A 26,801-nucleotide genomic window follows, 5' to 3' on the forward strand; every position below is an offset into this window, starting at 1 on the left:
CATCCACCCGGCCGGTAGCTCTCAATTCTAGGGTCCCCGCTCCTCGCTAGGCTAGGCGGGTGGCTGAGAGTACCCGGTTAGTCGACTTGGTGCAGACGGCCGCCGATCGATTCCTCGCAGACCGGGAGTCGGAGCTCGCGGAGATCGCGGACGAACTGCAGCCGTTCGGCGGGTTCGCACGGGATCTGCTGGCCGGCGGCAAGCGATTCCGCGCCCTCTTCTGCTACTGGGGGTGGCAGTCGGTGCGGAGCCTCGTCGACCCGCTCGATCCGCTGCCGACCGACGACCGCTCGAGCGAATTCGAGGCGGTGATCCAGGCATGCACGGCGCTCGAGTTCTTCCACGCCGCCGCGCTGGTCCACGACGACCTGATGGACAACTCCGACACCCGGCGCGGACTGCCGTCGGTGCACCGCAGGTTCGAGTCGCTCCACGCCAAGGCGGGCTGGTCGGGCCGTTCGGCGAGATTCGGACGCTCCGGCGCACTGCTGCTGGGCGACCTGCTGCTCGGCTGGAGCGACGAGCTGCTGGATGCCGGGCTGGCCCTGCTCGCCGACCCGTCGGTGGCGCGTGCGGCGCGGGTGGAGTTCGGCCGGATGCGCACCGAGGTGACCGTCGGCCAGTACCTCGACATCCTCGAAGAGGCCGCCTGGGCCGAGCACTCAGAGACCGACCAGCTGAGCCGTGCCCACCGCGTGATCCTCTTCAAGTCGGCGAAGTACTCGATCGAGGCGCCGCTCGCGCTCGGCGCCGCGCTCGGGGGCGCCTCGCTCCCCCAGCTCGAGTCACTGCGGTCGTTCGGACGGCCGCTCGGGGTGGCGTACCAGCTGCGCGACGACCTGCTCGGGGTCTTCGGCGACCCAGCGCAGACCGGCAAGCCGGCCGGGGACGATCTGCGCGAGGGCAAGCGGACCGTCCTCATCGCTCTGGCCCGCTCACGACTCTCGGGCGGCGCCCGCCGGGCGCTCGACGAACTGCTCGGCGACCCGGAGCTCGACGGGCAGCAGGTCACGATGCTCCAGTCCACCATCCGGGACAGCGGCGCGGTCGAGCAGGTGGAGCGGATCATCGAGCACAACGTCTCGCTGGCGCAGAGCGCCGTGGCCGATGCGCCCCTCACGCGGGCCGCGCGGGAGCAGCTCAGCCGCCTGGCCGAGCGCGTCACGCAGCGCACCAGCTGACCGCACCCGCGGGGGCGCGGCACCGAGTCAGGCATCAGCCGTGCCTCGGTTCTCAGAATGCGAGCGCTGAGAATCCCGAGCGCGCTCGAATCCGAGCCGGCTCAGAATCCGAGTGCGCTCAGAAGCCGAGTGTCTGGGCCACGCGGCGGACCTCCGCTTTACGGCCGGCACGGAGCGCGTGGATCGGCGCGGTGCCGAGCATCTCGTCCTCCTCCAGCAGCCAGTTCATGGCCTCATCGTCGGAGTACCCGCTGTCCGCCAGCACGATGAGGGTGCCGCGCAGCTCACTGAGCGGCATCCCTTCCGACAGGAACAGTTCGGGCACCTGCAGCACACCGTTCCGGCGGACGGCGAGCAGGGCACGGTCTTCGAAGAGGCGGTGGATTCTGCCCGGGCCGACGCCGAGCCGCTCGACGAGGTCGGGAACCGTCAGCCACACGGGCTCAGCGGATGCGTTCACCCCTCCAGGGTGCCAGAACAGCGGCGGAGGAGGCGAGAGCAGGACGGCCGCGTCGGCGTGGCGCTGTTCCGTCGTCACACGTCTCACACAAGCCTCAATGGTTGACACCCGCACGCGCCTGTGTCAGCGTGGACCGCGCGGCGTGCCCGGGGGAAACGGCATGCCGCGGAACACCGAGTGGAAATGGGGATCCACATGACTGCTTCCGCGACCGAGGACCACGGCCTTCCGACTGCGCAGCCCTTCCCGACGGCGGCGGAGATCTTCGTCGGCCTCGCGCCCACCGGATTCGACACCGCCGACGCCGAGGCACGCCGCGCCGGCCGTGCCGCCGCGAAAGGCGTGCTCGCCACGCTGCCCGTCGTGCTCGCCGGGTCGATGGCGCTCACGGGTGCCGTCGCGCCCCAGCCGGCGTCCATCGCGGCCGACGACGATCGCTCGGAGCCCGGCGGAACGCAGCCGGCGACCACGATTCGCCCCGCAACCGCCGACCGCACCGAGGCGGGAACGACGCGCGCCGATCTCCGCCCCGCGGCCGTTCCGTCCACCTACCGGGTGCAGAGCGGCGACACCGTCTCCGACATCGCCGGCCGCTTCGGCGTCTCCACGGCATCGGTCCTGGCGGCGAACGGGCTCGGCTGGAAGTCGTTGATCTTCCCCGGACAGGTGCTCCGGCTCACTCAGGCCGCTCCGGGCGCTCCGGTCTCCTCCCCCGTGAAGGCCGGCCGGTACACGATCGTCGCCGGCGACACGATCACGAGCATCGCGGCGCGCTTCGGCTTCTCCGCGGCGACGCTGCTCGCGGCGAACAACCTCAAATGGACGAGCATCATCTATCCCGGGCAGACGATCGTCATCCCGGGCAGGCCGGTGCCCGCCTCCTCCGTCTCGCCCGCGCCGTCGGGCCCGACCACGCCGGTGGTCGCGAGCCCCGCGCCGCCGATCGCCAGCCAGTACGTCATCCGCGCCGGTGACACCGTCTCCGGGATCGCCTCCCGCTTCGGGGTGAGCCCGCAGGCTGTGCTCGATGCCAATGGGCTCGGGTGGTCGAGCACCATCTACGTCGGCCGCAGGCTGACGATCCCAGGGATCGACGTCGCCGCGGCGGAAGCCGGCATCACGCCGCTCAGCGACGAGATGCGCGCCAACGCCCGGCTGATCGTGGCGATGGGCCGCGAGCTCGGCGTGCCCGAATACGGCATCGTCATCGCCCTGGCCGCCGCGATGCAGGAGTCGAGCCTCCGCAACATCAACCACGGCGACCGGGACTCGGTCGGCGTCTTCCAGCAGCGGCCGAGCGCCGGCTGGGGCGTCGCGGAGGATCTGCTCAACGTGACGCACGCCGCGCGACTGTTCTTCGGCGGCCCGTCGAACCCCAACCGCGGCATCACCCGCGGACTGCTCGACGTTCCGGGCTGGCAGTCGATGGCCCTCACGGAGGCCGCGCAGGCCGTGCAGGTCTCCGCGCATCCGGACGCCTACGCCAAGTGGGCGGCTTCGGCCCGCGCCTGGTACGCCGAGCTCCGCTGACGCCGCCGGGTTCTCGGATCCGCCGTGTGCCGTCCAGCATCAGCGGGTGAGAACTTTAGACTCGGAAGGTGACCACCAGCACCACGGACCCGATGATCGGCCGTCTCATCGACGGCCGGTACCGGGTGCGTTCGCGGATCGCCCGCGGTGGGATGGCGACGGTCTACGTGGCGACCGATCTGCGACTGGAGCGCCGCGTTGCGATCAAGGTGATGCACGCCCACCTCGCCGACGACACGCAGTTCCGCGACCGGTTCATCCAGGAGGCACGGAGCGCCGCACGACTGGCCCACCCGAACGTGGTGAACGTCTTCGACCAGGGCCAGGACGGCGAGTCCGCATACCTGGTGATGGAGTACCTGCGCGGCATCACGCTTCGGGACCTGCTGCAGGAGTACGAGACGCTCACTCCGGAGCAGACGATGGACATCGTCGAAGCGGTGCTGTCCGGTCTTGCCGCTGCGCACAAAGCGGGCATCGTCCACCGTGACCTGAAGCCTGAGAATGTGCTGCTGGCCGACGACGGCCGGATCAAGATCGGCGATTTCGGCCTCGCCCGCGCTGCAACGGCGAACACGGCGACCGGTGCAGCGCTCCTCGGCACCATCGCGTACCTGGCGCCGGAACTCGTCACCCGCGGCATCGCGGACACGCGCAGCGACATCTACGCGGTCGGCATCATGATGTACGAGATGCTCGCCGGCGAGCAGCCGTACAAGGGCGAGCAGCCCATGCAGATCGCCTACCAGCACGCCAACGACTCGGTGCCGACGCCGAGCTCGAAGAACCCCAAGGTGCCCGTCGAGCTGGATGAGCTGGTGCTCTGGGCCACCGCCCGCGACCCTGAGGAGCGCCCGCGCGACGCCCGCGTCATGCTGGAGCGGCTCTATGAGACGCAGAACCTGCTGCGCACCTCACCCCCGACCGGGCCGATCCCGGCCGCCCAGCGCACCCGGGTGCTTCCGGTGGTGCAGGCGGCCACCGCGGAGACGCAGGTGCTGGGCGCGAAGCCGGTCGCCAGCTCCGAGACGGGCGCGGTCTCATCGGGCGCGACGGCGTCGCTGGCCTACGAGAGCGCGAAGCGCCGAGGGCGCGGCCGTTGGCTGCTCGCGCTCGTGCTGCTGCTGGCCGCCGTCGCGGGCGGCACCGGCTGGTACTTCGGCAGCGGGCCCGGAGCACAGGTGACGATCCCCGCGTCGCTCGAGGACACGTCGGTCGCCGAGGCCCGAGCGACCCTCAGCCGACTGGGCATCGAGGTGCGCGAGCAGACCGGCGAGGCGTCCCACCCCACGATCGAGGTGGGAAAGGTGGTCGAGACGACCCCGGCGATGGGCACCGCGGTCGTCAAGGGGTCGCGGGTGACCTTGCTGCTGTCGACGGGCCCCGAGCCGATCCAGCTTGTCGATTTCCGCGGGATGACGCAGGACGAGGCGGAGGCCGCGATCGACGGACGGTGGACGCTCGCCGACCCGGTGGAGCGGCAGTTCTCCGGCGACGTGCCGCAGGGCACCGTGATCGACGCGCTGGGAGCCGACGGCAAGACGCTCTCGGACGACGAAGTGTACGGCGAGCTCCAGCCCATCACGCTGGTCGTCTCGGCCGGCAAGGTCCCGGACGTGCGCGGCCAGACCATCGAAGAGGCGATCGCCAACCTCCAGAAGTTCGAGCTGACCGGCGAGGTCGTCGACGAGCAGTACTCCGAGGAGGTGGAGAAGGGGCGGATCCTCGCGATGGACATCCCCGATGGCCTCCGCCCCGGCGGGGAGGTGACGCTCGTCGCTTCCGCGGGTCCCGCACCGGTCACCGTCCCGGAGCTCGCCGGCCTCACGCGCGAGCAGGCGGAGGCGACGCTCGGCGAGCTGGGGCTCACCGTGAGCTACAACCCCATCTTCACGCCCTTCCCCGCTGCGGAGGTCACGGGCAGCGACCCGCAGGCGGGCGCCGTCGTGGCCAAGGGCAGCAACGTCGCGATCTACCTGCAGCTCTTCGGCTGACTCGGGCCTGCGCGGGACGGGACGAAATACCCTCTCCCCCATCGCTCCACCGGTCTACCCTGTCGGCGAAGGCGCCGGAACCTCGCGAAAGGGTCTGCCATGCCGCTCTACCTGACCAAGTTCAGCTACACGCCGGAGACCTGGGCCCGGCTGATCGCCAAACCCGAGGATCGCCGGGCCGCCGCGCAGACATACATCGAGTCCGTCGGCGGAAAGCTCCACGGGTTCTGGTATGCCTTCGGAACCCACGACGGCTACAACCTCTGGGAAGCCCCCGACAACGTCTCCATGGCTGCGGTGACCGTGGCGATCGGCAGCGGAGGCGCACTCAGCTCGATCGAGACCACCGTCCTGATCACCGTGGACGAGGCCATGGAGGCGCTCCGGAAGGCCGCGGATGTGAAGTACCGGCCGCCGGGCGCCTGAGGCCGCCCGGCGCGGCCGGTCGAGCCTGCCGAACCAGCGCAGTCGCGGACGCGGTGTCAGCCGGCGCCGTTCGAGAGCTCCTCGGCCACCAGGAATGCGAGCTCCAGCGACTGCATGTGGTTCAGTCGCGGGTCGCAGAGCGACTCGTAGCGCGTCGCAAGCGTCGCCTCGTCGATCATCTCGGAGCCGCCGAGACACTCCGTGACGTCGTCGCCGGTGAGCTCCACGTGGATGCCGCCCGGGTGGGTGCCCGCTTCGCGGTGTGCCTCGAAGAAGCCCTTCACCTCGTCCACGATGTCGTCGAAGCGGCGGGTCTTGTATCCCGTCGGAGTCGTGACGCCGTTGCCGTGCATGGGGTCCGTCACCCAGAGCGGGTTCGCGTCCATGCCCTTGATGGCCTCCAGCAGCGGCGGCAGCGCGTCCCGGATCTTGCTGGAGCCCATCCGGGTGATGAAGGTCAGCCGGCCGGGCTCGCGCTCCGGGTCCAGCTTGTCGATGAGCTGTTCCATCGCCTCCGGGGTGGTGGAGGGACCGAGCTTGATGCCGATGGGATTGCGCACCCGGGAGAAGTAGTCGACGTGCGCGCCGTCCAGGTCACGGGTGCGCTCACCGATCCAGAGGAAGTGCGCCGACGTGTTGTACGGCGTGCCGGTGCGCGAGTCGATGCGGGTCATCGGCCGCTCGTAGTCCATCAGCAGCCCCTCATGGCTGGAGTAGAACTCCACCCGCTTCAGCTCGTCGAAGTCGGCCCCTGCCGCCTCCATGAACCGGATGGCCTTGTCGATCTCGCGGGCGAGGCCCTCGTAGCGCTGGTTGGCCGGGTTCGCGGCGAACCCCCGGTTCCAGCTGTGCACCATCCGCAGGTCCGCGAACCCGCCCTGGGTGAAGGCGCGGATGAGGTTGAGGGTCGACGCGGAGGTGTGGTACCCCTGCACGAGCCGCCGCGGGTCGGCCTGGCGGGACTCCGGCGTGAAATCGTAGCCGTTGACGATGTCGCCGCGGTACGCCGGCAGCGTCACCTCGCCCCGGGTCTCCGTGTCGCTCGAGCGGGGCTTCGCGAACTGCCCCGCCATCCGGCCCATCTTGACGATCGGCATGGAGGCGCCGTAGGTCAGCACGACCGCCATCTGCAGGATCGTCTTGACCCTGTTGCGGATCGCATCCGCGGTCGCCCCTGCGAACGTCTCGGCGCAGTCACCGCCCTGCAGCAGGAACGCCTGACCGCTCGCGGCCTTCGCCAGCCGCTCGCGGAGCAGATCGACCTCACCGGCGAAGACCAGCGGCGGCATCGTGGCGATCTCGGCGGAGGCGGCGCCCACCGCCTCCGGGTCCGGCCAGGCCGGCTGCTGCTTGATGGGCAGGGTCCGCCAATAGTCGAGACCGGCGATCACTGCGGGATCTGCCTGTACGACGGTCTCTGACGGGTCTACCACTTCAAGGATTCCTTGCATTTCGCTTCATCGGACGCGGCCGCGCCCAAGGAGCGAGCCTATCGCCCGACCGCTCGCCGCGCTGGCAGATGACCGCCCGGTCGCCGAGCCCTTGGAGCGTGGCACTCAGGGACGGACGGCCGTCGCGCCACCCCTCCGGGGCTTCGACTTCTCCTTGACGCTCGTCGCGTACATGTCCACGTACTCCTGGCCGCTCAGGCGATTGAGCTCGTACATGATCTCGTCGGTGATCGAGCGCAGGATGAAGCGGTCGCCTTCGAGCCCCTCGAACCGCGAGAAGTCGAGCGGCTCCCCGAACACGACCCCGACCCGCCGCACCTTGGGCAGCTTGCGGCCGATCGGCATGACCTTCTCGGTGTCGATCATCGCGACCGGCACCACGGGCACGTGGGCCTCCAGGATCATGCGCGCGACGCCAGTGCGACCCCGGTACATCCGCCCATCCGGGCTGCGGGTGCCCTCCGGGTAGATGCCGAGCACCTTGCCCTCGGCCAGCACGCGGAGGCCGGTGTTGAGCGACGCCTCTGACGCCTTCCCACCGGAACGGTCGATCGGGAGCATGCCGGTGCCGTTGAAGAACACCCGGGTGATCCAGCCCTTGAACCCCTTGCCGGTGAAGTAGTCGCTCTTGGCGAGGAACACCATCGGTCGTTCCATGACCAGCGGCAGGAACACCGAGTCGATGAACGAGAGGTGGTTGCTGGCGAGGATCACGGCGCCGTTCTTCGGCACGTTCTCGAGGCCTCGCACCCACGGGCGGAACGCACTCAGCAGGAGCGGCCCGACGATGAGGTTCTTCATGAACCAGTAGAACAACGACGCTCCTCCCGCGAACCTTCGAAGTCTAGCCCGCGAGCGCGTGGAGCCTGGCGAGGTCGGCGGCGCCCACCACCCCGGCGTCGTTGACGAGCTCCGCGATCACGAACTCCGGCTCCGGGTGGAAGCCCCGGGCAGGGAGGTTCGCGAGGTACGCCTCGCGGATCGGCTCCAGCAGCAGCTCCCCCGCTGCGGCGACGCCCCCGCCGAAGACGAACCGCTGCGGGTCGAGCACGGCGCCGAGGGAGGCGCACGCCTGGCCCAGCCACGAGCCGAGCTGCCGCAGTGCGGCGAGTGCTCCCGGATCCTGCTCTGCGATCAGGCGGCCGACGACGTCGCCGGTGAGCGCGCCTGCGCGCGTCCGCTCCGCCGCCAGGGAGGCCCCGACGATGCCGCCGGCGTCCGCGATCTCGTTCGCCATCCGCATCAGGGCGCGGCCCGATCCATACTGCTCGATGCAGCCGCGGGCCCCGCAGCCGCAGGGCAGCCCATCGGGCACGACCCGGAGGTGGCCGATCTCTGCACCCGCGCCGAACCCGCCGCGGAACAGCCGGTTCTCGCTCACGATCGCCCCGCCGACACCCGTGCCGATGGTCAGCATCGTCATGTCGCTCACCGACCGTCCGGCGCCGAAGCGGAACTCCGCCCAGCCGGCGGCGTTCGCGTCGTTGTCGATGGTCACGTCGATCCCGAGCCGCGCCAGCAGCCGGTCGCGCAGGTGCTCGTTCCGCCACGGGATGTTCGGCGTGTAGTAGACGACGGACTGCGCCGCGTCGATGAAGCCGGGCGCCGCGACGCCCGCCGCGATGATCTCCCGGCCGGCGCCGAGCGACTGGATCATGCCGACGACGGCGTCGACGATCGCTTCGGCATCTTCGGCGACCGTCGCGACCCGTTGCTCAGCGACGATCTCACCCTGCTCGGTGACCACCGCCCCGGCGATCTTGGTTCCGCCGATGTCGATCCCGATGGCTTGCACGATGGAGAAGTCTATCGGCGCCGATCATCCCGATCGGAGAAGGTCTCTTCACGCCGCCGCCCGCCCCCGCAGGGGGTGCCGCCGGTAGACTGGCGGAACCACAGCCGGTTTCGAAGGAGATGCCGTGAACGAATCATTCACCCCACCCGTTGTTGAAGCCGACCCGGACGCGAACATCACCGACCTCCTGGTCGATCGCGTCGCCGTCGCCCCCGACGCCGCCCTGTTCTCGGTGCCCGACGGTTCCGGCGGCTGGCGCGACATCACGTCCGCCGAGTTCCTCGCGCAGGTGCGCGCCCTGGCGAAGGGCCTCGTCGCCGCCGGCATCCAGCCTGGCGAGAAGATCGGCTTCATGTGCAAGGTCCGCTACGAGTGGACGCTGGTGGACTTCGCGACCGCCTTCGCCGGCGCGGTGCTCGTGCCCATCTACGAGACGTCGTCGCCGTCCCAGGTGCTCTACAACCTGACCGACTCCGGCGCGACCGCGATCATCGTCGAGACCGCGGAGCACTTCATCCGCTTCGACGAGATCGCCTCCGACGTGCCCGCTGTCACGAAGGCGTGGCAGGTGGACCTCGGCGACCTCGACAAGCTCGCCGCATCCGGCGCCTCCGTCGAGGACGCGGAGATCGACCGCCGCCGGAAGCTCGCCAAGGGCTCCGACCTCGCCACGCTCATCTACACCTCCGGCTCCACCGGCCGCCCGAAGGGTGTCATCCTCAGCCACTCCAACTTCGTGGAGACCTCCCGCAACGCGGCGGTCGCGATGAAGGACGTGCTCGCACCGGGGTCGTCGACGCTGCTCTTCATCACCACGGCCCACGTCTTCGCCCGGTTCATCGCGATCCTCTGCGTCCACGCGGGCGTGAAGGTCGGGCACCAGGCGGACACGAAGCAGCTGCTGCCCTCCCTCGGCTCGTTCAAGCCCACGTTCCTGCTCGCGGTCCCCCGCGTGTTCGAAAAGGTGTACAACTCCGCCGAGCAGAAGGCCGAAGCGGGCGGCAAGGGCAAGATCTTCCGCAAGGCCGCGCACGTGGCGGTCGAGCACTCGAAGGCGCTCGATGCCGGCCACGTGCCGTTCGGGCTCAAGGTGCAGTTCGCGCTGTTCGACAAGCTGGTGTACTCGAAGCTGAAGCACGCCATGGGCGGCAACGTCGTCTACGCCGTCTCCGGCTCGGCCCCGCTCGGCCTGCACCTGGCGCACTTCTTCCGCAGCCTCAACCTCCGCATCCTCGAGGGCTACGGGCTCACCGAGACCACGGCGCCCGCGACCGTGAACCTCGTCGACAAGTTCAAGATCGGCACCACCGGCCCGGCGCTGCCAGGGGTGGGGATCAAGATCGCCGACGACGGCGAGATCCTCGTCAAGGGCGTCAACGTCTTCGGCGGCTACTGGAACAACCCCGAGGCGACCGCGGAGGCGATGGCCGGGGAATGGTTCCACACCGGCGACATCGGCACCCTCGACGAGGACGGCTATCTCAAGATCACCGGCCGCAAGAAGGAGATCATCGTCACCGCCGGCGGCAAGAACGTCGCGCCGGCGGCACTCGAGGACCCCATCCGCGCCAACCCGCTGGTCGGCCAGGTCATCGTCGTCGGCGACAAAAAGCCCTTCATCTCCGCGCTGATCACCCTCGATCCGGAGATGCTCCCCGTCTGGCTGAACAACAACGGCGAGGCGGCCGACATGGCCGTCGCCGACGCGGCCAAGCACCCCAAGGTGGTCGCGGAGATCCAGCGCGCCATCGACGAGGCGAACGCCACCGTCTCCCGCGCCGAATCGGTGCGCAAGTTCACCATCCTCGACCACGAGCTGACCGAGGCGACGGGCCACCTCACCCCGAAGATGAGCATCAAGCGCAACGTCATCGTGACCGACTTCGCGTCCGTGATCGACGACATGTACGCCAACGTCTCCGACGTGACGGGCAGCCAGTCGGTCATCCACTGAGCGCGACAGAGTCACCGTTCCGGTCTCATGCGCCCGTTCCGCGGGCGCGCGAGACCGGAACGTGAACTCTTCGTGGTCCCATGCGGACCGAGCCGATACGGGCCCCGCTGCCCGCAGCGAGGTGGTCCTTGTCGGGGGCCGCTCGGGGGTCGGAAAGTCGACGGCCGCACTCGCGCTCCACTCCGTGCTCGCCGAGCGCGGGATCACGCACGCGGTGATCGAGGGCGACGCGCTCGACCTCGCGCATCCGGCGCCGTGGGAGCACGGACTCGCGGAACGGAACCTCGCCGCGGTGTGGCGAACTACCGGGCGCTCGGGTACCGGCGGGTGATCTACACCAACACGGTGAGCGTGCTGGAGGCAGACGTGCTCACCGCCGCCATGGGCGACGATCCACGGGTCATCCGCGTGCTGCTCACCGCGAGCGATGCGGTGGCGCGGGGCAGACTGCGCATGCGACACAGCGGGCGCGAGCTGGAGGAGCACGTCCGCCGCAGCGATGCCGCCGCCAGGCGTCTGGCCGACCTCGCTCCGCCGAAGACGCATCGGATCGCAACGGACGGACTCCGCCCGCTGCAGGTGGCGCACCTCATCCTCGAGGTGACCGGCTGGCCCCGCACCGGGCCCTGACCGTTCGGCGCGACCCGCCGGCCCTGGGATATCCGGTCGGCGTTCAGCTCGCCGGGAGCGCCTCGACCGCGTCCGCAAGCTGATCGACGGGTCTGCGGCCGGCGAGTTCCAGGCTGCTCATCCTCGCCTCGTCCCAGGTGCCGTCGGGCAGGGTCCAGCCGTCGTAGTCCGTATCGACGGTGTCATGGCCGCGCCTCCGGAGTTCAGCGAGCAGTGTGGACTTCCCGGCCCCCGACATCCCGGTGAGCAGGATTCGAGGCACGGGTCGAGCCTAGGTCACACCCGGAACCAGTCGGCTTGGCGGATGGCCCGCAGAGCGTCGCGCTTGACGTCCGGCTCGAGGCCCTCGATGTAGAGCTTGCCGTCGAGGTGGTCGAGCTCGTGCTGGAGGGCCTGGGCCATCAGACCGTCCCCATGAAGCTCGATCTCGTTGCCGTCGACGTCGGTGCCGGTGACGCGGGCGAAGGGATAGCGGAGACGGGGAAAGCTGAAGCCCGGGACGGAGAGGCAGCCCTCATCGACGGGCTCAGGCTCGCCGCGCACCTCGACGAGCGTCGGATTCAGGATGTAGCCGACATCGCCGTCGACGTTGTAGCTGAACGCGCGGAGGCCGACGCCGATCTGGTTGGCGGCGACGCCCGCTCGGCCGGGCTCGCGGACGGTGTCGACGAGGTCCTCGGCGAGGGCGCGGGCAGCCGGCGTGCTCAGGGCGATGGGGTCGCACTTCGAGCGGAGGATGGGGTCGCCGAAGAAGCGGATGGGCCGGACTGCCATGCGGTCAGGCGGTGCGACGGCTGGGCAGGCCGTCGACGACCAGGGCGGCGAGCTCGCGCGCGGCTTCCTTCGTGAAGGGCTTGAGGTCCTGGTAGTTCACGACGGATCCGGCCGCGAGCTGCGGGTCGTACGGAATCCGCACGATGTCGCGCACCCGGGAGCGGAAGTGGTCCTCGATCTCCTCGAGCTTCACCATGTTGGTCCCCTGCGTGGCGGTGTTGACCGCCACGATGGCGTTCCGGACGAGGTCGCCGTAGCCGTTGGCCTCGAGCCAGGTGAGGGTCTCGGACGCGAGCCGCGCCTCGTCGACGCTGCCGCCGGAGACGATGACGATGGAATCGGCGCGCTGCAGCGTCGCCCGCATCACCGAATGGACGATGCCGGTGCCGCAGTCGGTGAGCGCGATGGAGTAATAGCGGGCGCAGAGGTCCGCCACGACGTTGTAGTCATTCTCGTCGAAGGCTTCGGAGAGCAGCGGGTCGGTGTCCGAGGCCAGCACATCGAGCCGGGTCTCGTCGCGCGAGACGAGCATGGAGAAGTCGCTGAAGTTGTGCACCGACGAGGCTTTGGTCACCACGTCGCGTACGGTGTTGCGCGTCTGCTTGTTGACGCGCTCGGCGAGCGTGCCGCGGTCCGGGTTCGCATCGATGGCGATGATCCGGTCCTCGCGCACGTGGGCGAGGGCCATACCGAGCAGGGTCGTGATGGTGGTCTTGCCGACCCCGCCCTTCCGGGTGAGCACCGGCACGAACCGAGTGCCGCCTTCGAGCACCTTGTCGATGCGAGCCTCGATCGCCTTCCGCTCTCGCGCCTTGCGGGAGTCGCCGAGGTGGACGGAACGGAACGTGGACTCGTACACGAAACGCTGCCAGGCGCCCTCCGGAGCGTGACGGGCGCGCTTCCGGCGGTCGAGCAGCCGGTCGGGGGTGAGCATGGCGGCCGGCTCGGGCGAGCGGTTCGTCTTCGCCGCGGCGGGCGCTTCGACGGCGACCGCATCGCTCGGCTTCGACAACTCGGCCGGCTTCGACGACTCGGCCGACTTCGCCAGGTGAGCCGGCTTCGCCAGGTGAGTCGGCTTCGACGACTCGGTCGACAGCGACGCGGTGGGCTCCGGGGCCGCGACCGTTGGCTGGATGATCGGGACGGACATCGTGTCGGGCTTGGAATCGAGGAACACCGGGTCCACCGGCACGTCGGGGATCGCTACGGCGGCCTCGTCCTCTGGCGCGTCGTGCACTGCGGGCGGGAGGTCGACGCTGATCCGGAGGCTCTCCGGCAGTGTGGTCGCGAGGGCGTCTGAGCCGCCGATCAGCTCCCCGTGGTGATCATCCTCGGGCAGTTCCGCGTCGGCTTCGAGTGCGGCGTCGGATTCGAGAACCTGTCCCGGATACTCGGGACGCTTGCGCTTGGCAATCGGCAAGGAGGACCCTTTCGTAAAGCGAACAGTCAGATTCTATCGGGCGCCCCCTCAGGAACCTTGGTGGTCGACGCCGTGAATACGCTGGGATCACAGCGAGCTCACAGCGGATTTGCGGTGAGGAAGCGCTAAGACGGCGGATCGGCGGCGAAGTTCGGCCCCTTCGGATGTGCCGCTCCTCGACCGGCGCCCGTCAGCCTGACGCGGGCTCGATCACGACCAGCAGATCCCCGGCGTCGACCTGCTGGGTCTTCGGCACGGCGAGGCGCTTGACGCGGCCCGAGACCGGGGTGGTGATGGCGGCCTCCATCTTCATCGCCTCGATCGTGGCGATGCCGGCGCCGGCCGTCACGGCGTCCCCTTCGGCCACCTGGAGCGTCACGACGCCCGCGAACGGGGCGGCGACCTGCGCCTTGTCGGTCGGGTCGGCCTTCTCGGCGGCCTTGGCCTCCACCTTGATGCTCGTGTCGCGGATGAAGACCGGGCGGAGCTGCCCGTTCAGGGTCGTCATCACGGTGCGGATGCCCTTGTCATCGGCCTCGCCGATCGCCTCCAGCCCGACGTAGAGGCTGACCCCACGCGCGATCTCGACGATGTGCTCGCTGCCCTGCTTCAGGCCGTAGAGGTAGTCGACGGTGTCGAGCGGCGACAGGTCGCCGTACTGCTCCCGGAACGCCGCGTACTGCTTCGTCGGACCGGCGAAGAGCAACCGGTTCAGCGCATCCCGGCGCTCGGCCGGAGTGCCCGCCAGCGCGGTGTGGTCCTCGTCCGTGAGCGGCTCGACACCAAGCTTCACCTTGCGGCCGGTGAGCACCTTGGTGCGGAACGGCTCGGGCCAGCCGCCCGGCAGATCGCCGAGCTCGCCCGCCATGAAGCCGATCACCGAGTCCGGGATGTCGTATTTGTCCGGGTTCTGCTCGAAGTCGGCGGGGTCGGCATTCGTGGCGGCGAGCTGCAGCGCAAGGTCGCCGACGACCTTCGAGGACGGGGTCACCTTCGGCGGCCGCCCGAGGATCCGGTTGGCGGCGGCGTACCAGTCCTCCACCTTCTCGAACTGGTCGCCGAGGCCGAGCGCGATGGCCTGCTGCCGGAGGTTCGACAACTGCCCGCCCGGGATCTCGTGGCGGTACACACGGCCGGTGGGGCCCGGCAGGCCGGACTCGAACGGCCGGTACACGCCGCGGACGGCCTCCCAGTACGGCTCGAGGTCGCTGACGGCCTGCAGCGACAGGCCGGTGTCACGCTCGGTGTGCGCGAGCGCGGCGACGAGGGCCGACGCTGACGGCTGGCTCGTGGTCCCGGCCATCGGCGCGCTGGCGACGTCGACCGCGTCGGCGCCCGCACGGCTGGCCGCGAGCAGCGTCGCGAGCTGACCGCCGGCGGTGTCGTGCGTGTGCACGTGCACCGGCAGGTCGAAGCGCTCCCTCATGGCCGCCACGAGCCTCTCGGCGGCGCCGGCGCGGAGAAGCCCCGCCATGTCCTTGATGGCCAGGATGTGGGCTCCGGCATCCACCATCTGCTCCGCGAGGCGGAGGTAGTAGTCGAGGGTGTAGAGGTCCTCGGCCGGGTCGAGCAGGTCGCCGGTGTAGCAGACGGCGACCTCCGCGACTGCGGTGCCGGTCTCGAGCACCGCGTCGATGGCCGGCCGCATCTGCGACACGTCGTTCAGCGCGTCGAAGATGCGGAAGATGTCGACACCGGAGGTGGCCGCCTCACGCACGAAGGCGCTCGTCACCTCGGTCGGGTACGGGGTGTAGCCGACGGTGTTCCGGCCCCGCAGCAGCATCTGGATCGCGATGTTCGGAAGCGCCTCGCGCATCTTGTCCAGGCGCTCCCAGGGGTCCTCGCCGAGGAAGCGCAGGGCCACGTCGTACGTCGCCCCGCCCCACGCTTCGATGGAGAGCAGCTCAGGGGTGAGGCGGCCGACGTGCGGCAGCACGGCGACGAGATCCTTGGTGCGCACGCGGGTGGCGAGCAGCGACTGGTGCGCGTCGCGGAAGGTGGTCTCCGTGACCGCGAGCGACGTGCGGGAGCGGAGCTCCTTCGCGAAGCCGGCGGGGCCGAGCTTCTGCAGCAGCTGGCGGGACCCGGCGGGCGGCTCGGCGGTGAGGTCCACCTCGGGCAGCTTCAGGGCCGGCGCGACCACGCCGGCGCCGTCGCCGTTGGGCTTGTTGACGGTGACGTCGGCGAGCCAGGTGACGATCTTGGTGCCGCGGTCTTTCGACTCCCGCCCGCGCACGAGCTCGGGTCGTTCGTCGATGAACGAGGTGCTGAGGTCGCCGGCGATGAACGCCGGGTCGTCGAGCACCGCCTGCAGGAACGGGATGTTGGTGGAAACCCCCCGGATGCGGAACTCCGCGAGGCCGCGCCTGGCGCGCGCGACCGCCGCCTTGAAGTCGCGGCCGCGGCAGGTCATCTTCGCCAGCATCGAGTCGAAGTGCGGACTGATCTGCGCGCCAGACGCCACGGTGCCGCCGTCCAGGCGGATGCCGGCGCCGCCGGGCGAGCGGTACGTGGTGATCTTGCCGGTGTCCGGCCGGAAGCCGGCCGCCGGGTCCTCCGTGGTGATGCGGCACTGCAGAGCGGCACCCCGGAGCTGGATCTGCTGCTGCTGGAGGCCGAGTTGCTTCAGGGACTCGCCGAAGGCGATCCGCATCTGCGACTGCACCAGGTCGACATCGGTGACCTCCTCGGTCACCGTGTGCTCCACCTGGATGCGGGGGTTCATCTCGATGAAGACGTGCTTGCCGGCCCGCTCCCCCACCGTGTCGACGAGGAACTCGACCGTGCCGGCGTTGACGTAGCCGATCGACCTGGCGAACGCGACGGCGTCGCGGTACAGCGCTGAGCGGAGCTCCTCGTCGAGGTTCGGCGCCGGCGCGATCTCGACGACCTTCTGGTTGCGTCGCTGCACCGAGCAGTCCCGCTCGAAGAGGTGCACCGTCTCACCGGTGGCGTCGGCCAGGATCTGCACCTCGATGTGGCGGGGGCGCAGCACCGCTTGCTCGAGGAACATCGTCGGGTCGCCGAACGCGCTGTCCGCCTCCCGCATCGCGGCCTCGAGCGCCGGCCGCAGCTCCTCCCGCGTGTTGACGCGGCGCATGCCGCGCCCGCCGCCGCCGGCGACGGCCTTCGCGAACACCGGGAAGCCGATCTCCTCCGCGCCGCTGATCAGCTCGTCGAGATCCCGGGTGGCGGGGGTGGAGGCGAGCACCGGAACACCGGCGGAGATGGCCTTCTTCTTCGCCTCGACTTTGTTGCCCGCCATCTCGAGCACGTCGCTCTTCGGGCCGATGAAGGTGATGCCTGCCTCCGCCGCGGCGGCGGCGAGGTCGGGGTTCTCGGAGAGGAACCCGTAGCCCGGATAGATGGCGTCGGCGCCGCTCTCCCTGGCCACCCTGATGATCTCCGACACGTCGAGGTACGCCCGTACCGGATGACCGATCTGGCCGATCCGATATGACTCGTCGGCCTTCAGCCGATGCAGCGAGTTGCGATCCTCGTGTGGGTACACCGCAACGGTCTTCGCGCCGAGCTCATATGCGGCACGGAACGCACGGATGGCGATTTCGCCGCGGTTCGCTACGAGGATCTTCTTGAACATCCGGTCCTTCCGACGTTCCGCGACGGCGTGAGCGCAACCGTTCGAAATGTCGGCTCGCACCGAGCGCGGTGTTTAGCCGTTCCAGACTAGTGAAGGTATCGTCGTACTCGTGCATGTACTGAGCGTGAGCTCCCTCAAGGGGGGCGTGGGGAAAACGACAGTCACGCTCGGGTTGACGTCCGCCGCGTTCGCGAAAGGCCTTCGGACACTCGTCGTCGACCTGGACCCGCAGTCGGATGTGTCGACCGGAATGGACATCCAGGTCGCCGGTCATCTGAACGTCGCCGACGTGCTGGCGAGCCCCAAGGAGAAGACCGTCCGGGCCGCCATCGCGCCGAGCGGCTGGACCCGAGGGCGCAGCGGCAAGATCGACGTGCTGATCGGTTCACCGTCCGCCATCAACTTCGACGGGCCGCATCCCAGCATCCGGGACATCTGGAAGCTCGAAGAGGCGCTCGCGGTCGTCGAGAACGACTACGACCTGGTGTTCATCGACTGCGCGCCGTCGCTGAACGCGCTGACCCGCACCGCGTGGGCTGCGAGCGACCGGGTGACCGTCGTGACCGAGCCGGGACTGTTCTCGGTGGCCGCCGCCGACCGTGCCCTGCGTGCGATCGAGGAGATCCGCCGCGGCCTCTCCCCGCGCCTGCAGCCGCTGGGCATCATCGTGAACCGCGCCAGAGTGCAGTCGCTGGAGCATCAGTTCCGCATCAAGGAGCTGCGCGACATGTTCGGCCCGCTGGTGCTGAGCCCGCAGCTGCCGGAGCGCACGTCGCTGCAGCAGGCGCAGGGCGCGGCGAAGCCCCTGCACGTCTGGCCGGGCGACAGCGCCCAGGAGATGGCGCGGCACTTCGACCAGCTGCTCGAGCGCGTGCTGCGCACCGCGAAGATCCCGGATCCGCACGCGGCGGCCATCACCGCCGGCTGACCCATCGTCGAGTCGCGGACTTCGGACGCGAGTCGACGTAAAGTCGCGTCCGAAGTCCGCGACTCGCGGAAGGATCAGGAGGCGCGGGTGGCGCGGCGGGCGGCGAGCTCGTCCATGGGGTCGCTCGCCGGGGTCGCCTCGAACTCGACGAGGCTGGACTCCACCTCGCGAAGCACCTTGCCGACAGCGATGCCGAACACACCCTGGCCCTGGCTGACGAGGTCGATGACCTCGTCGTTCGAGGTGCAGAGGTAGACGCTCGCGCCGTCGCTCATGAGCGTGGTCTGCGCGAGGTCGTTGATCCCGGCCTCACGAAGCTGGTTCACCGCGATCCGGATCTGCTGGAGCGAGATGCCGGTGTCGAGCAGCCGCTTCACGAGCTTGAGCACCAGGATGTCGCGGAAGCCGTAGAGGCGCTGCGAGCCGGACCCGGCCGCACCGCGGATGGTCGGCTCGACCAGGCCCGTGCGAGCCCAGTAATCCAACTGGCGGTAGCTGATCCCCGCGGCCCGCGCGGCGACGGCGCCGCGGAAGCCGGTGGAGTCATCGAGCTCCGGAAGTCCGTCGGTGAAGAGCAGCCCGAGGTCGTAGCGCGAATCCTCGGGGGAACGGAGTTCGCTCATTGCTCTTCCTAACCTTCATGTTTCAGTTGACGGTTAATGTAACCGCTGGAGACACGGTACCCAGCCCGCCCGCTCCGGCCAAACACATCCGGATACGGATTCGGCGTGTCGTCAGGAACGGATCTTGGTGAGTGCCGATCGGATCAGGCTACTCCTCACCACTTCCAATTGACCCGCGATCTCCCGAGCAAGCTCCGCGACCTTCGCCGAGTTGCCGGCGTCCTTGCGGCGCGCCATCGGCAGCAGTGCGCTCTCGATGAGCCCGAGCTCGCGTTCCGCCGCAGCCCGGAATCCGCGCAGGTGACGGGGCTCGATGCCGCTGCGCTTCAGATCCACCAAGGCCTTCAGCACGGTCAGCGCGTCCTCGCCATAGTGATCCGACGGGGCGATCAGCGACGCGCTGATCGCGTCACCGAGCAGCAGAACGGTCGCACCGGCCTCCCGCACGAGCTCGTCGCGGGTGTACCGCCGCTCAGCCGGCAGCATCGACGGCACGTTGGCGGGTGCGCCGCCGGGCAGCTTCGGCTCGCGGCCCGCGTCGATGTCGTCGAGGAATCCGCGGATCACCTTCAGCGGGAGGTAATGGTCGCGCTGCACCGAGAGGATGAAGCGCAGCCGCTCCACGTCGGCGATGGAGAACTTGCGGTAGCCGGACTCGGTGCGGGCGGGTGTGATGAGCTGCCGCTCCTCGAGGAACCGCAGCTTCGACGGGCTGAGGTCCGGGAACTCAGGGTTCAGCCGCGCCAGCACCTGGCCGATGCTCAGCGGGTGGGAATTGCCGTTCTGGGCGGGCGCCGAAGGAGCGACGCGCGCCGCGGAGGTGCCGGCCACTACTGCGCCGGCCCGCGGGTGCGGTCGGCCCGCGAGGCGTAGAAGGTGAGCCGGAACTTGCCGATCTGCACCTCCGCGCCGTCATGCAGCAGCGCGTTGTCGATGCGCACGCCGTCGAAGTAGGTCCCGTTCAGCGAACCGAGATCACGCACCTCGAACGCGGTCCCGTGACGCACGAACTCCGCATGCCGCCGCGAGACCGTCACGTCGTCGAGGAAGATCCCGGCGTCCGGGTGTCGTCCGACCGTCGTCGAGTCGGTGTCGAGGAGGAACCGGGAGCCGGCATTCGGTCCGCGCCGGACCACGAGCAGCGCCGACCCGGAGGGCAGGGCCGCGACGGCCTCATGCTCCTCAGTGGTCGCCTCGCCCTGCATCGCCGCGAGCTGCGCCGCGAACTCGTGGTTGTAGTGCGCGGTCGTGTCCGTGCTTTCGCGGGGACGACCGGCGGCCGGGCTCTGGGGATCGACCATCGAGAACCTCCTTAGCGATTCAGACTATCGGATGCCGGACCCCCAGCACCTCCCGGAAGCCGAATCACCCGGATGGCCTCGATGACGTAGATGACCCCTGCCCACCAGTACAGGAACGCACCCCACAGCACGAAGGCCCAGCCGAGCGGATCCGAGACGAGTGCCGCCGCCGGAACAGCGCGCCCCAGCATGAGCAGCGGCAGGGCGTAGAACAGGCAGAACGTGGCCACCTTGCCGAGGTGATGCACCGGCAGCGGGCCGTAGCCCGCATTCGCGAGGGCGATGCCGAGCACCAGGAGCAGCACGTCCCGGCCGAGGATGACGAAGAACAGCCACCACGGGATCACGTCTCGGAAGGCGAGTCCGAGGATGGTCGCGAAGATGAACAGCCGGTCCGCAGCCGGGTCGATCAGCTGCCCCAGCCTCGTCACCAGCCCGAAGCGGCGAGCGATCACCCCGTCCAGGTAGTCGGTCACCACCGAGAAGATCAGCACGAGCAGCGCCAGCAGGTCCCGCTCCAGGAGCACCAGCGCGAGGAACACCGGCACCAGCGCGAGCCGAAGCATGCTCAGCAGATTCGGCACCGTCCACACCCGGCTGGAGACTGCTGCCGGGGTCGACGGATCCACGTTCCGAGTCTAGCCAGCGCCCCCCTGGACACCCCCGGTGGCGCACTGTCCCCCCAAGTGGGGGTGGCCCCCCTCGGCCGACGCTCCGATATCTTTGGGCTACACACCGAAGCCACTCAGGATCGGTTTTCGCAAGTCGGCATTTCTGCGGACCTGCGGATCCGGGATCGAACGGCGGAGGACGGCCCACAACTCAGCTCGCTCCCCTTACCCAGGAGCGAAGTCTGTGAACCCGACACAGACACTGCACGAGCCCCTGCGTGTAAGTCCTGTGGACCCTTTTTTCAAACCTGACCCGAACAGGTTTTTCGAGATGCCTAGCACTGCTGTGCCTGCTGCCCGATGAGCAGGCTGACCCACGAGCGACCCGCACCGCGCAGCGGACGGACGACGCTCAGACTCGTTGAGACCCCGCCCACCCGGGTGGATGCCCCCCGCATCCACTCGGGTGCGCGGTGGGCCAAGCACTACCGTGCCATGCTGCGCGCCAGCGACGCCGCCGTGATCACGGCCGCGGTCTTCGCGGGCGGGGCGATCGGCTGGCGCCTGGACGGGCCGAGCCTGGTGGGGCTTCCCTCCCCCGTGGCCTACGCGACCCTGTCGGCCGTCGTGGCGCTGGCCTGGATGGCCGTGCTCGGCGCCCATCAGACCCGGGGCACCCGCGTGATCGGCGCCGGCGCGCTGGAGTACAAGCGCGTGGCGTCCGCAACGATGCTCGCCTTCGGCATGCTCGCCATGGCGTTCCTCGTGCTGCAGACCCAGGCCACCCGCGGGTTCTTCCTCCTCGCACTGCCGATCGGGCTGCTCGGGCTCCTCGTCAACCGCTGGCTCTGGCGCAGGTGGCTGATCCGCCAGCGGGACAACGGCTCATACCTCTCCCGTGCGATCCTCGTGGGCGACTCCGCCGATGTGGAGTACGTGCTCGGGCAGATCGGCCGGCTCGCCTGCTCTCCGTACGACATCGTGGGCGTCGCCGCCGACGACGGCGACTTCCCGACCCGCCGTTTCGGAAGCCGGATCGTCAGCACCGTCAGCGGGCTGGACCACGTTGCGGATGCGGTGCTGGAGTATCAGGCCGACACCGTCATCGTGGCCGGCCGTCCCCGTCACCGCAGCGACGACTACGTGCGCAGCCTCTCCTGGGAACTCGAGCGCACCGGCGCATCGCTGGTGCTCGCCTCCCGGCTGACCGACGTCGCGGGTCCGCGCATCTCGTTCAGTCCGGTCGAGGGCCTCCCGCTGATGCACGTCGAGCTGCCGCAGTTCGAGGGCCGAAAGCACATGCTGAAGCGCGGACTCGACATCGTGGCGTCCGCGTTCGGCCTCCTGGTGCTGCTGCCGGCATTCGGCGTGATCGCCGCGCTGATCAAGCTCGACTCCCCCGGCCCGGTGTTCTTCCGGCAGGAGCGGGTCGGCCGCAACGGGCGCACCTTCTCGATGGTCAAGTTCCGCTCCATGGTCGCGACCGCTGAGCACGACCTGGCCGGGCTTCTCGACCAGAACGAGGGCGCCGGGGTGCTGTTCAAGATTCGGCACGACCCGCGGGTCACGCCGCTCGGCCGGGTGCTGCGCAAGTTCTCTCTGGACGAGCTGCCGCAGCTGTGGAACGTGCTGCGAGGCGACATGAGCATCGTGGGGCCGCGCCCGCCGCTGCCTCGCGAGGTCGACGCCTACGAACGCGACGTGCACCGCCGCCTGTACATCAAGCCCGGCCTCACCGGCATGTGGCAGGTCAGTGGCCGCAGCGAGCTCAGCTGGGACGAGAGCGTGCGCCTCGACCTCTACTACGTGGAGAACTGGTCGCTGACCGTGGATCTGATGATCATCTGGCGGACGATCCGCGTGGTGCTGAAGCCGGAGGGAGCGTACTGATGCGCGAGATCGTCGGGTACGCGCCCGGAGCGTTCGACCTGTTCCACATCGGCCACCTCAACATCTTGAAGCACGCGAAGCGCCGCTGCGACCGGCTGATCGCCGGAGTCGTCTCGGACGAGATGCTTCGCCTGACGAAGGGCATCTCACCGGTCGTCCCGATCGCGGAGCGGATGGAGATCGTCCGCCATATCGACTTCGTCGATGACGTGCATTGCGAAGACGTGCCGGACAAGCTGGAGGTCTGGCGGGAGCTGCGCTTCGACGTCTTTTTCAAGGGCGACGACTGGCGGGGCACCGCGAAGGGGGCGGAGCTGGAGCGCCGCTTCGCCGAGGTCGGCGTGCGGGTCGAGTACTTCCCGTACACCATGTCGACCTCGAGCACGAAGCTGCGAGGCGCGCTCGATGCGCTCACCGCGGCGACGGCGCGTGACGCGTGAGCACCCGCATCCTCGATCGGCGGCTTCGCCCGTCCCGGCGGACCGCACCGATGGAGCTGCCATGCCGCGCCTCAGTGTGATCCTGGCTCTCGGCCACGATCCCGGCCGAGCCTCCCGGACCCTGCGCTCCACGCTCGCCGCGCTCCCCCGCGACAGCCGGCTCGTGATCATCGCGGGCGACGGCGTCGACCCTGCGACCGGGAATGACCGCAGGGTCGAGGTCCACGCCACGGATGGACCGGTCTCAGGGCAGCAGGCCATGAACTGGCTTCTGCAACACACCGACAGCGAACTGGTGGCGCGCGCCGACCCCGGCGACGCGGCGCTCCCCTGGCGCTTTCGCAGCGCGTTCGGCGCACTCGACCGGAACGCCGACGTCATGTTCGCGCCCCTGATGGGTGCCGGAACGACGCCGCGCGGATTCACCTTCTCGGATCCCACCGGCACCGCGCCCCTCCGCACAGCGACGCTGCGGCTGCACCTGATGCTGAGCTCGCGGATCACGTCGGGCACACTCGTCGCCCGCAGGAGCGCGCTGGCCGCCGTCGGCGGATACCGCGACACCGCCCTGGCCGAATACGACCTTGCGCTTCGCCTCGCCTTGTCCCCCGCGCGGCTCCATCGCCTCAGTGTGCCCGGCGTCGTGACCGGGGAGGCGCCCGCATCGGCGGGTGGCGGGGAGCGCCGAAGGGAGACCGAGGGGCTCGTCGCCGACATGTTCCGCAGCCTCAGCACGCAGCTGCTCGGGCGCGCCTACCTGCGGCTGCCCGTGCTGGCCGCGCTTCCCCTCTCCGCTGAGGAGCTGGACGAGGAGCTGTCGGCGTTCCAGGCGGACATGCGCCGCGCGGCGCAGCCGCTTCCGCTGGTGGAGCGGCACCCGCTGCTGCGGGCGCTCCGGCGCAGGATCGCCGCAACCAGGACACTGCACCGCAGCGAGATGACCTCCGTCGCCTGGTGATGGACCGGCGCGATTCGCGACGATGCCGTGTCGCCCGGCGAGCTCAGAGGCGCGCGTCCTAACGTTGAGGCATGTCGTGCATCCGCTTCAACACGCCGGCGCAGCGGGCCGCCATGAAGCGTCTCGCGCCCCCGATGCTGAACGCCGAGGAAGCGGCGGCCCTGCACCGCTCACCCGAGATCACCGAGACGAAGCTCTCGCGCCTGCGCCTGCTCGCCCGGCACGCGAACCCGAAGATCCGGGAGAGTGTCGCCAGCAGCCTGCATGCACCGGACGACCTCTACGCCGCGCTCGCCGCCGATCCCGACGAGGGCGTGCGGGCGTGCGTGGCGAAGAACGAGGCGACACCGTGCGACGTGCTGCGGAGCCTCGCCGACGATGAGTCCGAGCGGGTCCGTGGCTGGCTCGCGGTGAACTACTTCGTGCCGGAGGACGTCATGGAGCGGCTCGCCGACGACGTCAGTGACACCGTCCGCAGCCTGGTGCGCTGGAAGGCGTCCCTGCAGACGACCTCCTGAACCGCCGAACGCACGGGGCGGGACGGCCGCTCGTCGGAGGGCGATCCTAGGGTCGAACGCATGCGGCACTCCATCGTCCCCCCGTACCTGCTGGCCAAAATCGCGTCGGCCGAGCGGCCCGAGCTGCGTGAGGCGGCCCGCTCCGCCCGTCGCGCCTTGGCGCTCGACGTGCCGCTGCGCGCGGCCCGGATCTCCCTGTCCCTGGATGGGTGGTCCGGATCCCTGCTGGTCGAGCTGGAGCGGGACACTCCGGAGCGGACCATCTCCGACGCCGTCGGCTCGGAGGAGCTGCCGGGGCGCATCGTGCGGAGGGAGGGTGACGACCCGACCGGAGACCGAGCCGTCGACGAGGCCTACGACGGCCTCGGCGCGACTTCCCGCCTGCTTCGCGATGGGTTCGGGCGGCGGTCGATCGACGGGCGCGGCCTGCCGCTCGACGCGACCGTGCACTACGGCACGGCCTATGACAACGCATTCTGGGACGGAGCCCGGATGGTGTTCGGCGACGGTGACGGTGTGGTGTTCAACCGCTTCACCGCGTCCCTGTCCGTGATCGGCCACGAGTTGGCCCACGGCGTCACGCAGCACAGCGCCAACTTCGTGTACCAGGGCCAGTCCGGTGCACTGAACGAGTCCGTGTCGGACGTGGTGGGGGCGCTGGTGGAGCAGCACGAGTCCGGCCAGACCGCGGATCAGGCGTCGTGGCTCATCGGGGCCGGTCTCTTCACCGACCAGGTGCAGGGGGCGGCGCTGCGATCGATGGCGGCGCCCGGGACGGCGTACGACGACGACGTGCTCGGCCGCGACCCGCAACCGGCGCACCTGCGGGAATTCGTCGAGACGGAAGACGACTATGGCGGAGTGCACATCAACTCGGGCATCCCGAACCGGGCGTTCTTCCTCACTGCGACGGCGCTGGGCGGGTTCGCGTGGGAGCGGGCGGGGCGGATCTGGTACGACGCGCTGCTGTCCAGGATCCCTGCGAACGCCGGGTTCGCCCGGTTCGCCGAGGCCACACGCCATGCGGCCGCCCTGCGCTTCGGTGAGGGCTCGGCCGAGCACCTCGCGGTGTCCGACGGCTGGGCGGAAGTCGGCGTCGTCTGATTCCTGGGGACGCGACCCCCGCTAGCGATCGTCCGGCGACGGCTCGGGGGTCAGGAAAAGCCCCTGCGCGCTCGACGCCGACACGGCGAGCTCATCGATCCAGAGCCGGTTGATCGCCGGCATCTTTCCGCCGTCGTAGGAGAACTGCAACGGAACGGCCCGGTCGAGCCAGATGGTGTTGCGGCCGCCGGACGCCTCGTCGCGCCAGGAGAACACGAAGCTCTCGCCACGCCGCAGCTTCGCGGTGATGACGAGCTGGAGGTGCGCCAGCGCCCGGTCCTCGAACGGGATCTCAAGCCCGAGGCCGTACAGCAGGTTCCCCATTCGACCGTTCCGTCTCCCGCTCAGCTCGACTGGCGCGCCGACCGCGCCCTCCTTATCGTAAAGGGAACGGGAATCGTCCCGGAAACAGGAGGACACGCACCCGTGGAACTGTACGACCTCGGCACGGCGCTGAAGGCACAGCTGTTCGAGTCGCATGAACGGTTCCGGGACAACCCCTTCTTCGAGTCGCACCCTGGGCTGCTGGACCGCCTGGTTTCGAAACTCACCTACTGCGTGCGGGCCGACCCCATCCGGTACGTGGCCGTCGATTTCTCGTTGCTGGCGACGCGCGAGACGTTCACGATCTCCGCGTTCACCGACGACCACGTGTTCCACCTCGTCTACGACCCGGCCGTGGACCACATCACGACATCCGTCGTTGGCCGTGGTGCGCTGCTGCTGCTCGAGGTGCTCTCGGCGCCGAACTTCATGCGTGGCCGGCAGCCGGGCACCTTCGAGGGCACCGTGAAGATCGTGGCGAGCTATCCGACGTTCCAGCTGTCGCTTCCGGGGGACGAGGATGCCAGCGAGCGCAACCGCGCCGAAGTGGACGCCTTCCTCCCTGCACTGATGCGGGACCTCAAGCGCTAGCGGTTCCCATGGAGCTCACGATCTCGGTCGTCCGCAGTGGCGGAATCGCCGGGATGCGCACGGCCTGGGATGTGCATCTGGACGATTCCGCCGACGATGCCGAGTCGTGGCGCTCTCTCATCGAGGACTGCCCGTGGGATGCGGCGCCGGACGTGGCGAAGCCCGACCGGTTCGTGTACCGCATCACGGTCAACGACCGCACCGTGACCGTGCCGGAAAGCGCAATCGGCCCGTGGCGTGCCCTGACCGACCGGGTGCGAGACGCGGCCGAACGAGCCGGCGGTCCAGCGCGCTGAG

28 protein-coding genes are annotated in these 26,801 nt (G+C 69.6%); 15 read left to right on the forward strand and 13 right to left on the reverse strand.

The window, feature by feature from the left end; genetic code table 11:
* Nucleotides 1-59 precede the first annotated feature (59 nt).
* Nucleotides 60-1,181 (forward strand): polyprenyl synthetase family protein, encoded by a 1,122-nt coding sequence (locus ACFFGH_RS27565; protein ID WP_386674530.1) that lies wholly within the window; start codon nucleotides 60-62, stop codon nucleotides 1,179-1,181.
* Between the two features lie 118 nt (nucleotides 1,182-1,299).
* On the opposite strand, the gene ACFFGH_RS27570 is transcribed toward ACFFGH_RS27565, so the two are convergent.
* Nucleotides 1,300-1,641: an Rv2175c family DNA-binding protein gene (locus ACFFGH_RS27570; protein ID WP_386674533.1), complete on the reverse strand. Its 342-nt coding sequence runs from the start codon at nucleotides 1,639-1,641 to the stop codon at nucleotides 1,300-1,302.
* A gap of 195 nt (nucleotides 1,642-1,836) precedes the next feature.
* Here ACFFGH_RS27570 and ACFFGH_RS27575 point away from each other — a divergent pair, with 195 nt between their 5' ends.
* From ACFFGH_RS27575 to ACFFGH_RS27585, 3 genes are all read left to right on the forward strand, one after another.
* Nucleotides 1,837-3,171 carry a LysM peptidoglycan-binding domain-containing protein gene (locus ACFFGH_RS27575; protein WP_386674536.1) on the forward strand — a complete coding sequence of 445 codons (1,335 nt, stop codon included), beginning with the start codon at nucleotides 1,837-1,839 and terminating at the stop codon, nucleotides 3,169-3,171.
* 68 nt (nucleotides 3,172-3,239) lie between these two features.
* A complete protein-coding gene (gene pknB / locus ACFFGH_RS27580; protein ID WP_386674539.1) occupies nucleotides 3,240-5,165 on the forward strand; it encodes a Stk1 family PASTA domain-containing Ser/Thr kinase in 1,926 nt (641 codons plus the stop codon).
* 99 nt (nucleotides 5,166-5,264) lie between these two features.
* Nucleotides 5,265-5,591, forward strand: a complete 327-nt coding sequence (locus ACFFGH_RS27585; RefSeq protein ID WP_386674542.1) for a GYD domain-containing protein — start codon at nucleotides 5,265-5,267, stop codon at nucleotides 5,589-5,591.
* 56 nt (nucleotides 5,592-5,647) lie between these two features.
* Here the strand turns inward: ACFFGH_RS27585 and ACFFGH_RS27590 are convergent, their stop codons facing one another.
* The 3 genes from ACFFGH_RS27590 to ACFFGH_RS27600 all read right to left on the reverse strand — a co-directional run bounded on the left by ACFFGH_RS27590 (nucleotide 5,648) and on the right by ACFFGH_RS27600 (nucleotide 8,837).
* Nucleotides 5,648-7,024 (reverse strand): class II 3-deoxy-7-phosphoheptulonate synthase, encoded by a 1,377-nt coding sequence (locus ACFFGH_RS27590; RefSeq protein ID WP_386674545.1) that lies wholly within the window; start codon nucleotides 7,022-7,024, stop codon nucleotides 5,648-5,650.
* Between the two features lie 123 nt (nucleotides 7,025-7,147).
* Nucleotides 7,148-7,858: a lysophospholipid acyltransferase family protein gene (locus ACFFGH_RS27595; RefSeq protein ID WP_386674548.1), complete on the reverse strand. Its 711-nt coding sequence runs from the start codon at nucleotides 7,856-7,858 to the stop codon at nucleotides 7,148-7,150.
* A 28-nt stretch (nucleotides 7,859-7,886) separates the two neighbouring features.
* Nucleotides 7,887-8,837 (reverse strand): ROK family glucokinase, encoded by a 951-nt coding sequence (locus ACFFGH_RS27600; protein WP_386674551.1) that lies wholly within the window; start codon nucleotides 8,835-8,837, stop codon nucleotides 7,887-7,889.
* Between the two features lie 124 nt (nucleotides 8,838-8,961).
* On the opposite strand from ACFFGH_RS27600, the gene ACFFGH_RS27605 reads away from it, so the two are divergent.
* From ACFFGH_RS27605 to ACFFGH_RS27615, 3 genes are all read left to right on the forward strand, one after another.
* The gene (locus tag ACFFGH_RS27605; protein ID WP_386674554.1) at nucleotides 8,962-10,791 is read left to right on the forward strand and encodes an AMP-dependent synthetase/ligase; all 1,830 of its coding nucleotides are present in this window, start codon (nucleotides 8,962-8,964) and stop codon (nucleotides 10,789-10,791) included.
* 61 nt (nucleotides 10,792-10,852) lie between these two features.
* On the forward strand, nucleotides 10,853-11,122 hold the full coding sequence (locus tag ACFFGH_RS27610; RefSeq protein ID WP_386674557.1) for an adenylyl-sulfate kinase: 270 nt from the start codon (nucleotides 10,853-10,855) through the stop codon (nucleotides 11,120-11,122).
* Nucleotides 11,086-11,421: a hypothetical protein gene (locus tag ACFFGH_RS27615; RefSeq protein WP_386674560.1), complete on the forward strand. Its 336-nt coding sequence runs from the start codon at nucleotides 11,086-11,088 to the stop codon at nucleotides 11,419-11,421. Before ACFFGH_RS27610 ends, ACFFGH_RS27615 begins: the two co-directional genes overlap by 37 nt.
* Nucleotides 11,422-11,464: 43 nt before the next feature.
* Here the strand turns inward: ACFFGH_RS27615 and ACFFGH_RS27620 are convergent, their stop codons facing one another.
* The 4 genes from ACFFGH_RS27620 to ACFFGH_RS27635 all read right to left on the reverse strand — a co-directional run bounded on the left by ACFFGH_RS27620 (nucleotide 11,465) and on the right by ACFFGH_RS27635 (nucleotide 17,216).
* A complete protein-coding gene (locus ACFFGH_RS27620) occupies nucleotides 11,465-11,683 on the reverse strand; it encodes a hypothetical protein (protein WP_386674563.1) in 219 nt (72 codons plus the stop codon).
* Nucleotides 11,684-11,697: 14 nt separating this feature from the next.
* Entirely contained in the window at nucleotides 11,698-12,195 is a 498-nt protein-coding gene (locus tag ACFFGH_RS27625) for a peptide deformylase (RefSeq protein ID WP_386674565.1), read from the reverse strand.
* A 4-nt stretch (nucleotides 12,196-12,199) separates the two neighbouring features.
* Nucleotides 12,200-13,615 carry a MinD/ParA family ATP-binding protein gene (locus tag ACFFGH_RS27630; protein ID WP_386674568.1) on the reverse strand — a complete coding sequence of 472 codons (1,416 nt, stop codon included), beginning with the start codon at nucleotides 13,613-13,615 and terminating at the stop codon, nucleotides 12,200-12,202.
* A gap of 190 nt (nucleotides 13,616-13,805) precedes the next feature.
* Nucleotides 13,806-17,216: a pyruvate carboxylase gene (locus ACFFGH_RS27635; RefSeq protein ID WP_386674571.1), complete on the reverse strand. Its 3,411-nt coding sequence runs from the start codon at nucleotides 17,214-17,216 to the stop codon at nucleotides 13,806-13,808.
* 124 nt (nucleotides 17,217-17,340) lie between these two features.
* Between ACFFGH_RS27635 and ACFFGH_RS27640 the strand changes: the two genes are divergently transcribed.
* On the forward strand, nucleotides 17,341-18,144 hold the full coding sequence (locus ACFFGH_RS27640) for a ParA family protein (RefSeq protein ID WP_386674574.1): 804 nt from the start codon (nucleotides 17,341-17,343) through the stop codon (nucleotides 18,142-18,144).
* Nucleotides 18,145-18,218: 74 nt separating this feature from the next.
* On the opposite strand, the gene ACFFGH_RS27645 is transcribed toward ACFFGH_RS27640, so the two are convergent.
* From ACFFGH_RS27645 to ACFFGH_RS27660, 4 genes are all read right to left on the reverse strand, one after another.
* Nucleotides 18,219-18,767 (reverse strand): MerR family transcriptional regulator, encoded by a 549-nt coding sequence (locus tag ACFFGH_RS27645; RefSeq protein ID WP_386674577.1) that lies wholly within the window; start codon nucleotides 18,765-18,767, stop codon nucleotides 18,219-18,221.
* A gap of 111 nt (nucleotides 18,768-18,878) precedes the next feature.
* Complete coding sequence (gene ftsR, locus ACFFGH_RS27650; RefSeq protein ID WP_386674580.1) at nucleotides 18,879-19,598, reverse strand: transcriptional regulator FtsR; 720 nt, start codon at nucleotides 19,596-19,598, stop codon at nucleotides 18,879-18,881.
* A complete protein-coding gene (locus ACFFGH_RS27655; protein ID WP_386674583.1) occupies nucleotides 19,598-20,068 on the reverse strand; it encodes an FHA domain-containing protein in 471 nt (156 codons plus the stop codon). Before ACFFGH_RS27655 ends, ftsR begins: the two co-directional genes overlap by 1 nt.
* Before the next feature lie 11 nt (nucleotides 20,069-20,079).
* Nucleotides 20,080-20,697 carry a CDP-alcohol phosphatidyltransferase family protein gene (locus ACFFGH_RS27660; RefSeq protein ID WP_386674585.1) on the reverse strand — a complete coding sequence of 206 codons (618 nt, stop codon included), beginning with the start codon at nucleotides 20,695-20,697 and terminating at the stop codon, nucleotides 20,080-20,082.
* A gap of 342 nt (nucleotides 20,698-21,039) precedes the next feature.
* On the opposite strand from ACFFGH_RS27660, the gene ACFFGH_RS27665 reads away from it, so the two are divergent.
* From ACFFGH_RS27665 to ACFFGH_RS27685, 5 genes are all read left to right on the forward strand, one after another.
* On the forward strand, nucleotides 21,040-22,569 hold the full coding sequence (locus tag ACFFGH_RS27665) for a sugar transferase (RefSeq protein WP_386674588.1): 1,530 nt from the start codon (nucleotides 21,040-21,042) through the stop codon (nucleotides 22,567-22,569).
* Nucleotides 22,569-23,009 (forward strand): FAD synthase family protein, encoded by a 441-nt coding sequence (locus ACFFGH_RS27670; protein WP_386674591.1) that lies wholly within the window; start codon nucleotides 22,569-22,571, stop codon nucleotides 23,007-23,009. The genes ACFFGH_RS27665 and ACFFGH_RS27670 overlap by 1 nt, the downstream gene beginning before the upstream one ends.
* 61 nt (nucleotides 23,010-23,070) lie before the next feature.
* The gene (locus tag ACFFGH_RS27675; RefSeq protein WP_386674594.1) at nucleotides 23,071-23,967 is read left to right on the forward strand and encodes a glycosyltransferase family protein; all 897 of its coding nucleotides are present in this window, start codon (nucleotides 23,071-23,073) and stop codon (nucleotides 23,965-23,967) included.
* A gap of 71 nt (nucleotides 23,968-24,038) precedes the next feature.
* A complete protein-coding gene (locus ACFFGH_RS27680; protein WP_386674597.1) occupies nucleotides 24,039-24,485 on the forward strand; it encodes a hypothetical protein in 447 nt (148 codons plus the stop codon).
* Nucleotides 24,486-24,545: 60 nt separating this feature from the next.
* Nucleotides 24,546-25,589 (forward strand): M4 family metallopeptidase, encoded by a 1,044-nt coding sequence (locus ACFFGH_RS27685; RefSeq protein ID WP_386674600.1) that lies wholly within the window; start codon nucleotides 24,546-24,548, stop codon nucleotides 25,587-25,589.
* Nucleotides 25,590-25,610: 21 nt separating this feature from the next.
* Here ACFFGH_RS27685 and ACFFGH_RS27690 read toward each other — a convergent pair whose 3' ends face one another.
* Complete coding sequence (locus ACFFGH_RS27690; RefSeq protein ID WP_386674602.1) at nucleotides 25,611-25,913, reverse strand: DUF7882 family protein; 303 nt, start codon at nucleotides 25,911-25,913, stop codon at nucleotides 25,611-25,613.
* A gap of 102 nt (nucleotides 25,914-26,015) precedes the next feature.
* Between ACFFGH_RS27690 and ACFFGH_RS27695 the strand changes: the two genes are divergently transcribed.
* Together ACFFGH_RS27695 and ACFFGH_RS27700 are read left to right on the forward strand one after the other, a co-directional pair.
* Nucleotides 26,016-26,504, forward strand: coding sequence for a hypothetical protein (locus tag ACFFGH_RS27695; RefSeq protein WP_386674605.1), 489 nt, complete (start codon nucleotides 26,016-26,018; stop codon nucleotides 26,502-26,504).
* Nucleotides 26,505-26,512: 8 nt separating this feature from the next.
* Nucleotides 26,513-26,800 carry a protealysin inhibitor emfourin gene (locus tag ACFFGH_RS27700; protein ID WP_386674608.1) on the forward strand — a complete coding sequence of 96 codons (288 nt, stop codon included), beginning with the start codon at nucleotides 26,513-26,515 and terminating at the stop codon, nucleotides 26,798-26,800.
* The last annotated feature ends 1 nt before the right edge of the window (nucleotide 26,801 follow it).

This window comes from Lysobacter korlensis (assembly GCF_042434515.1).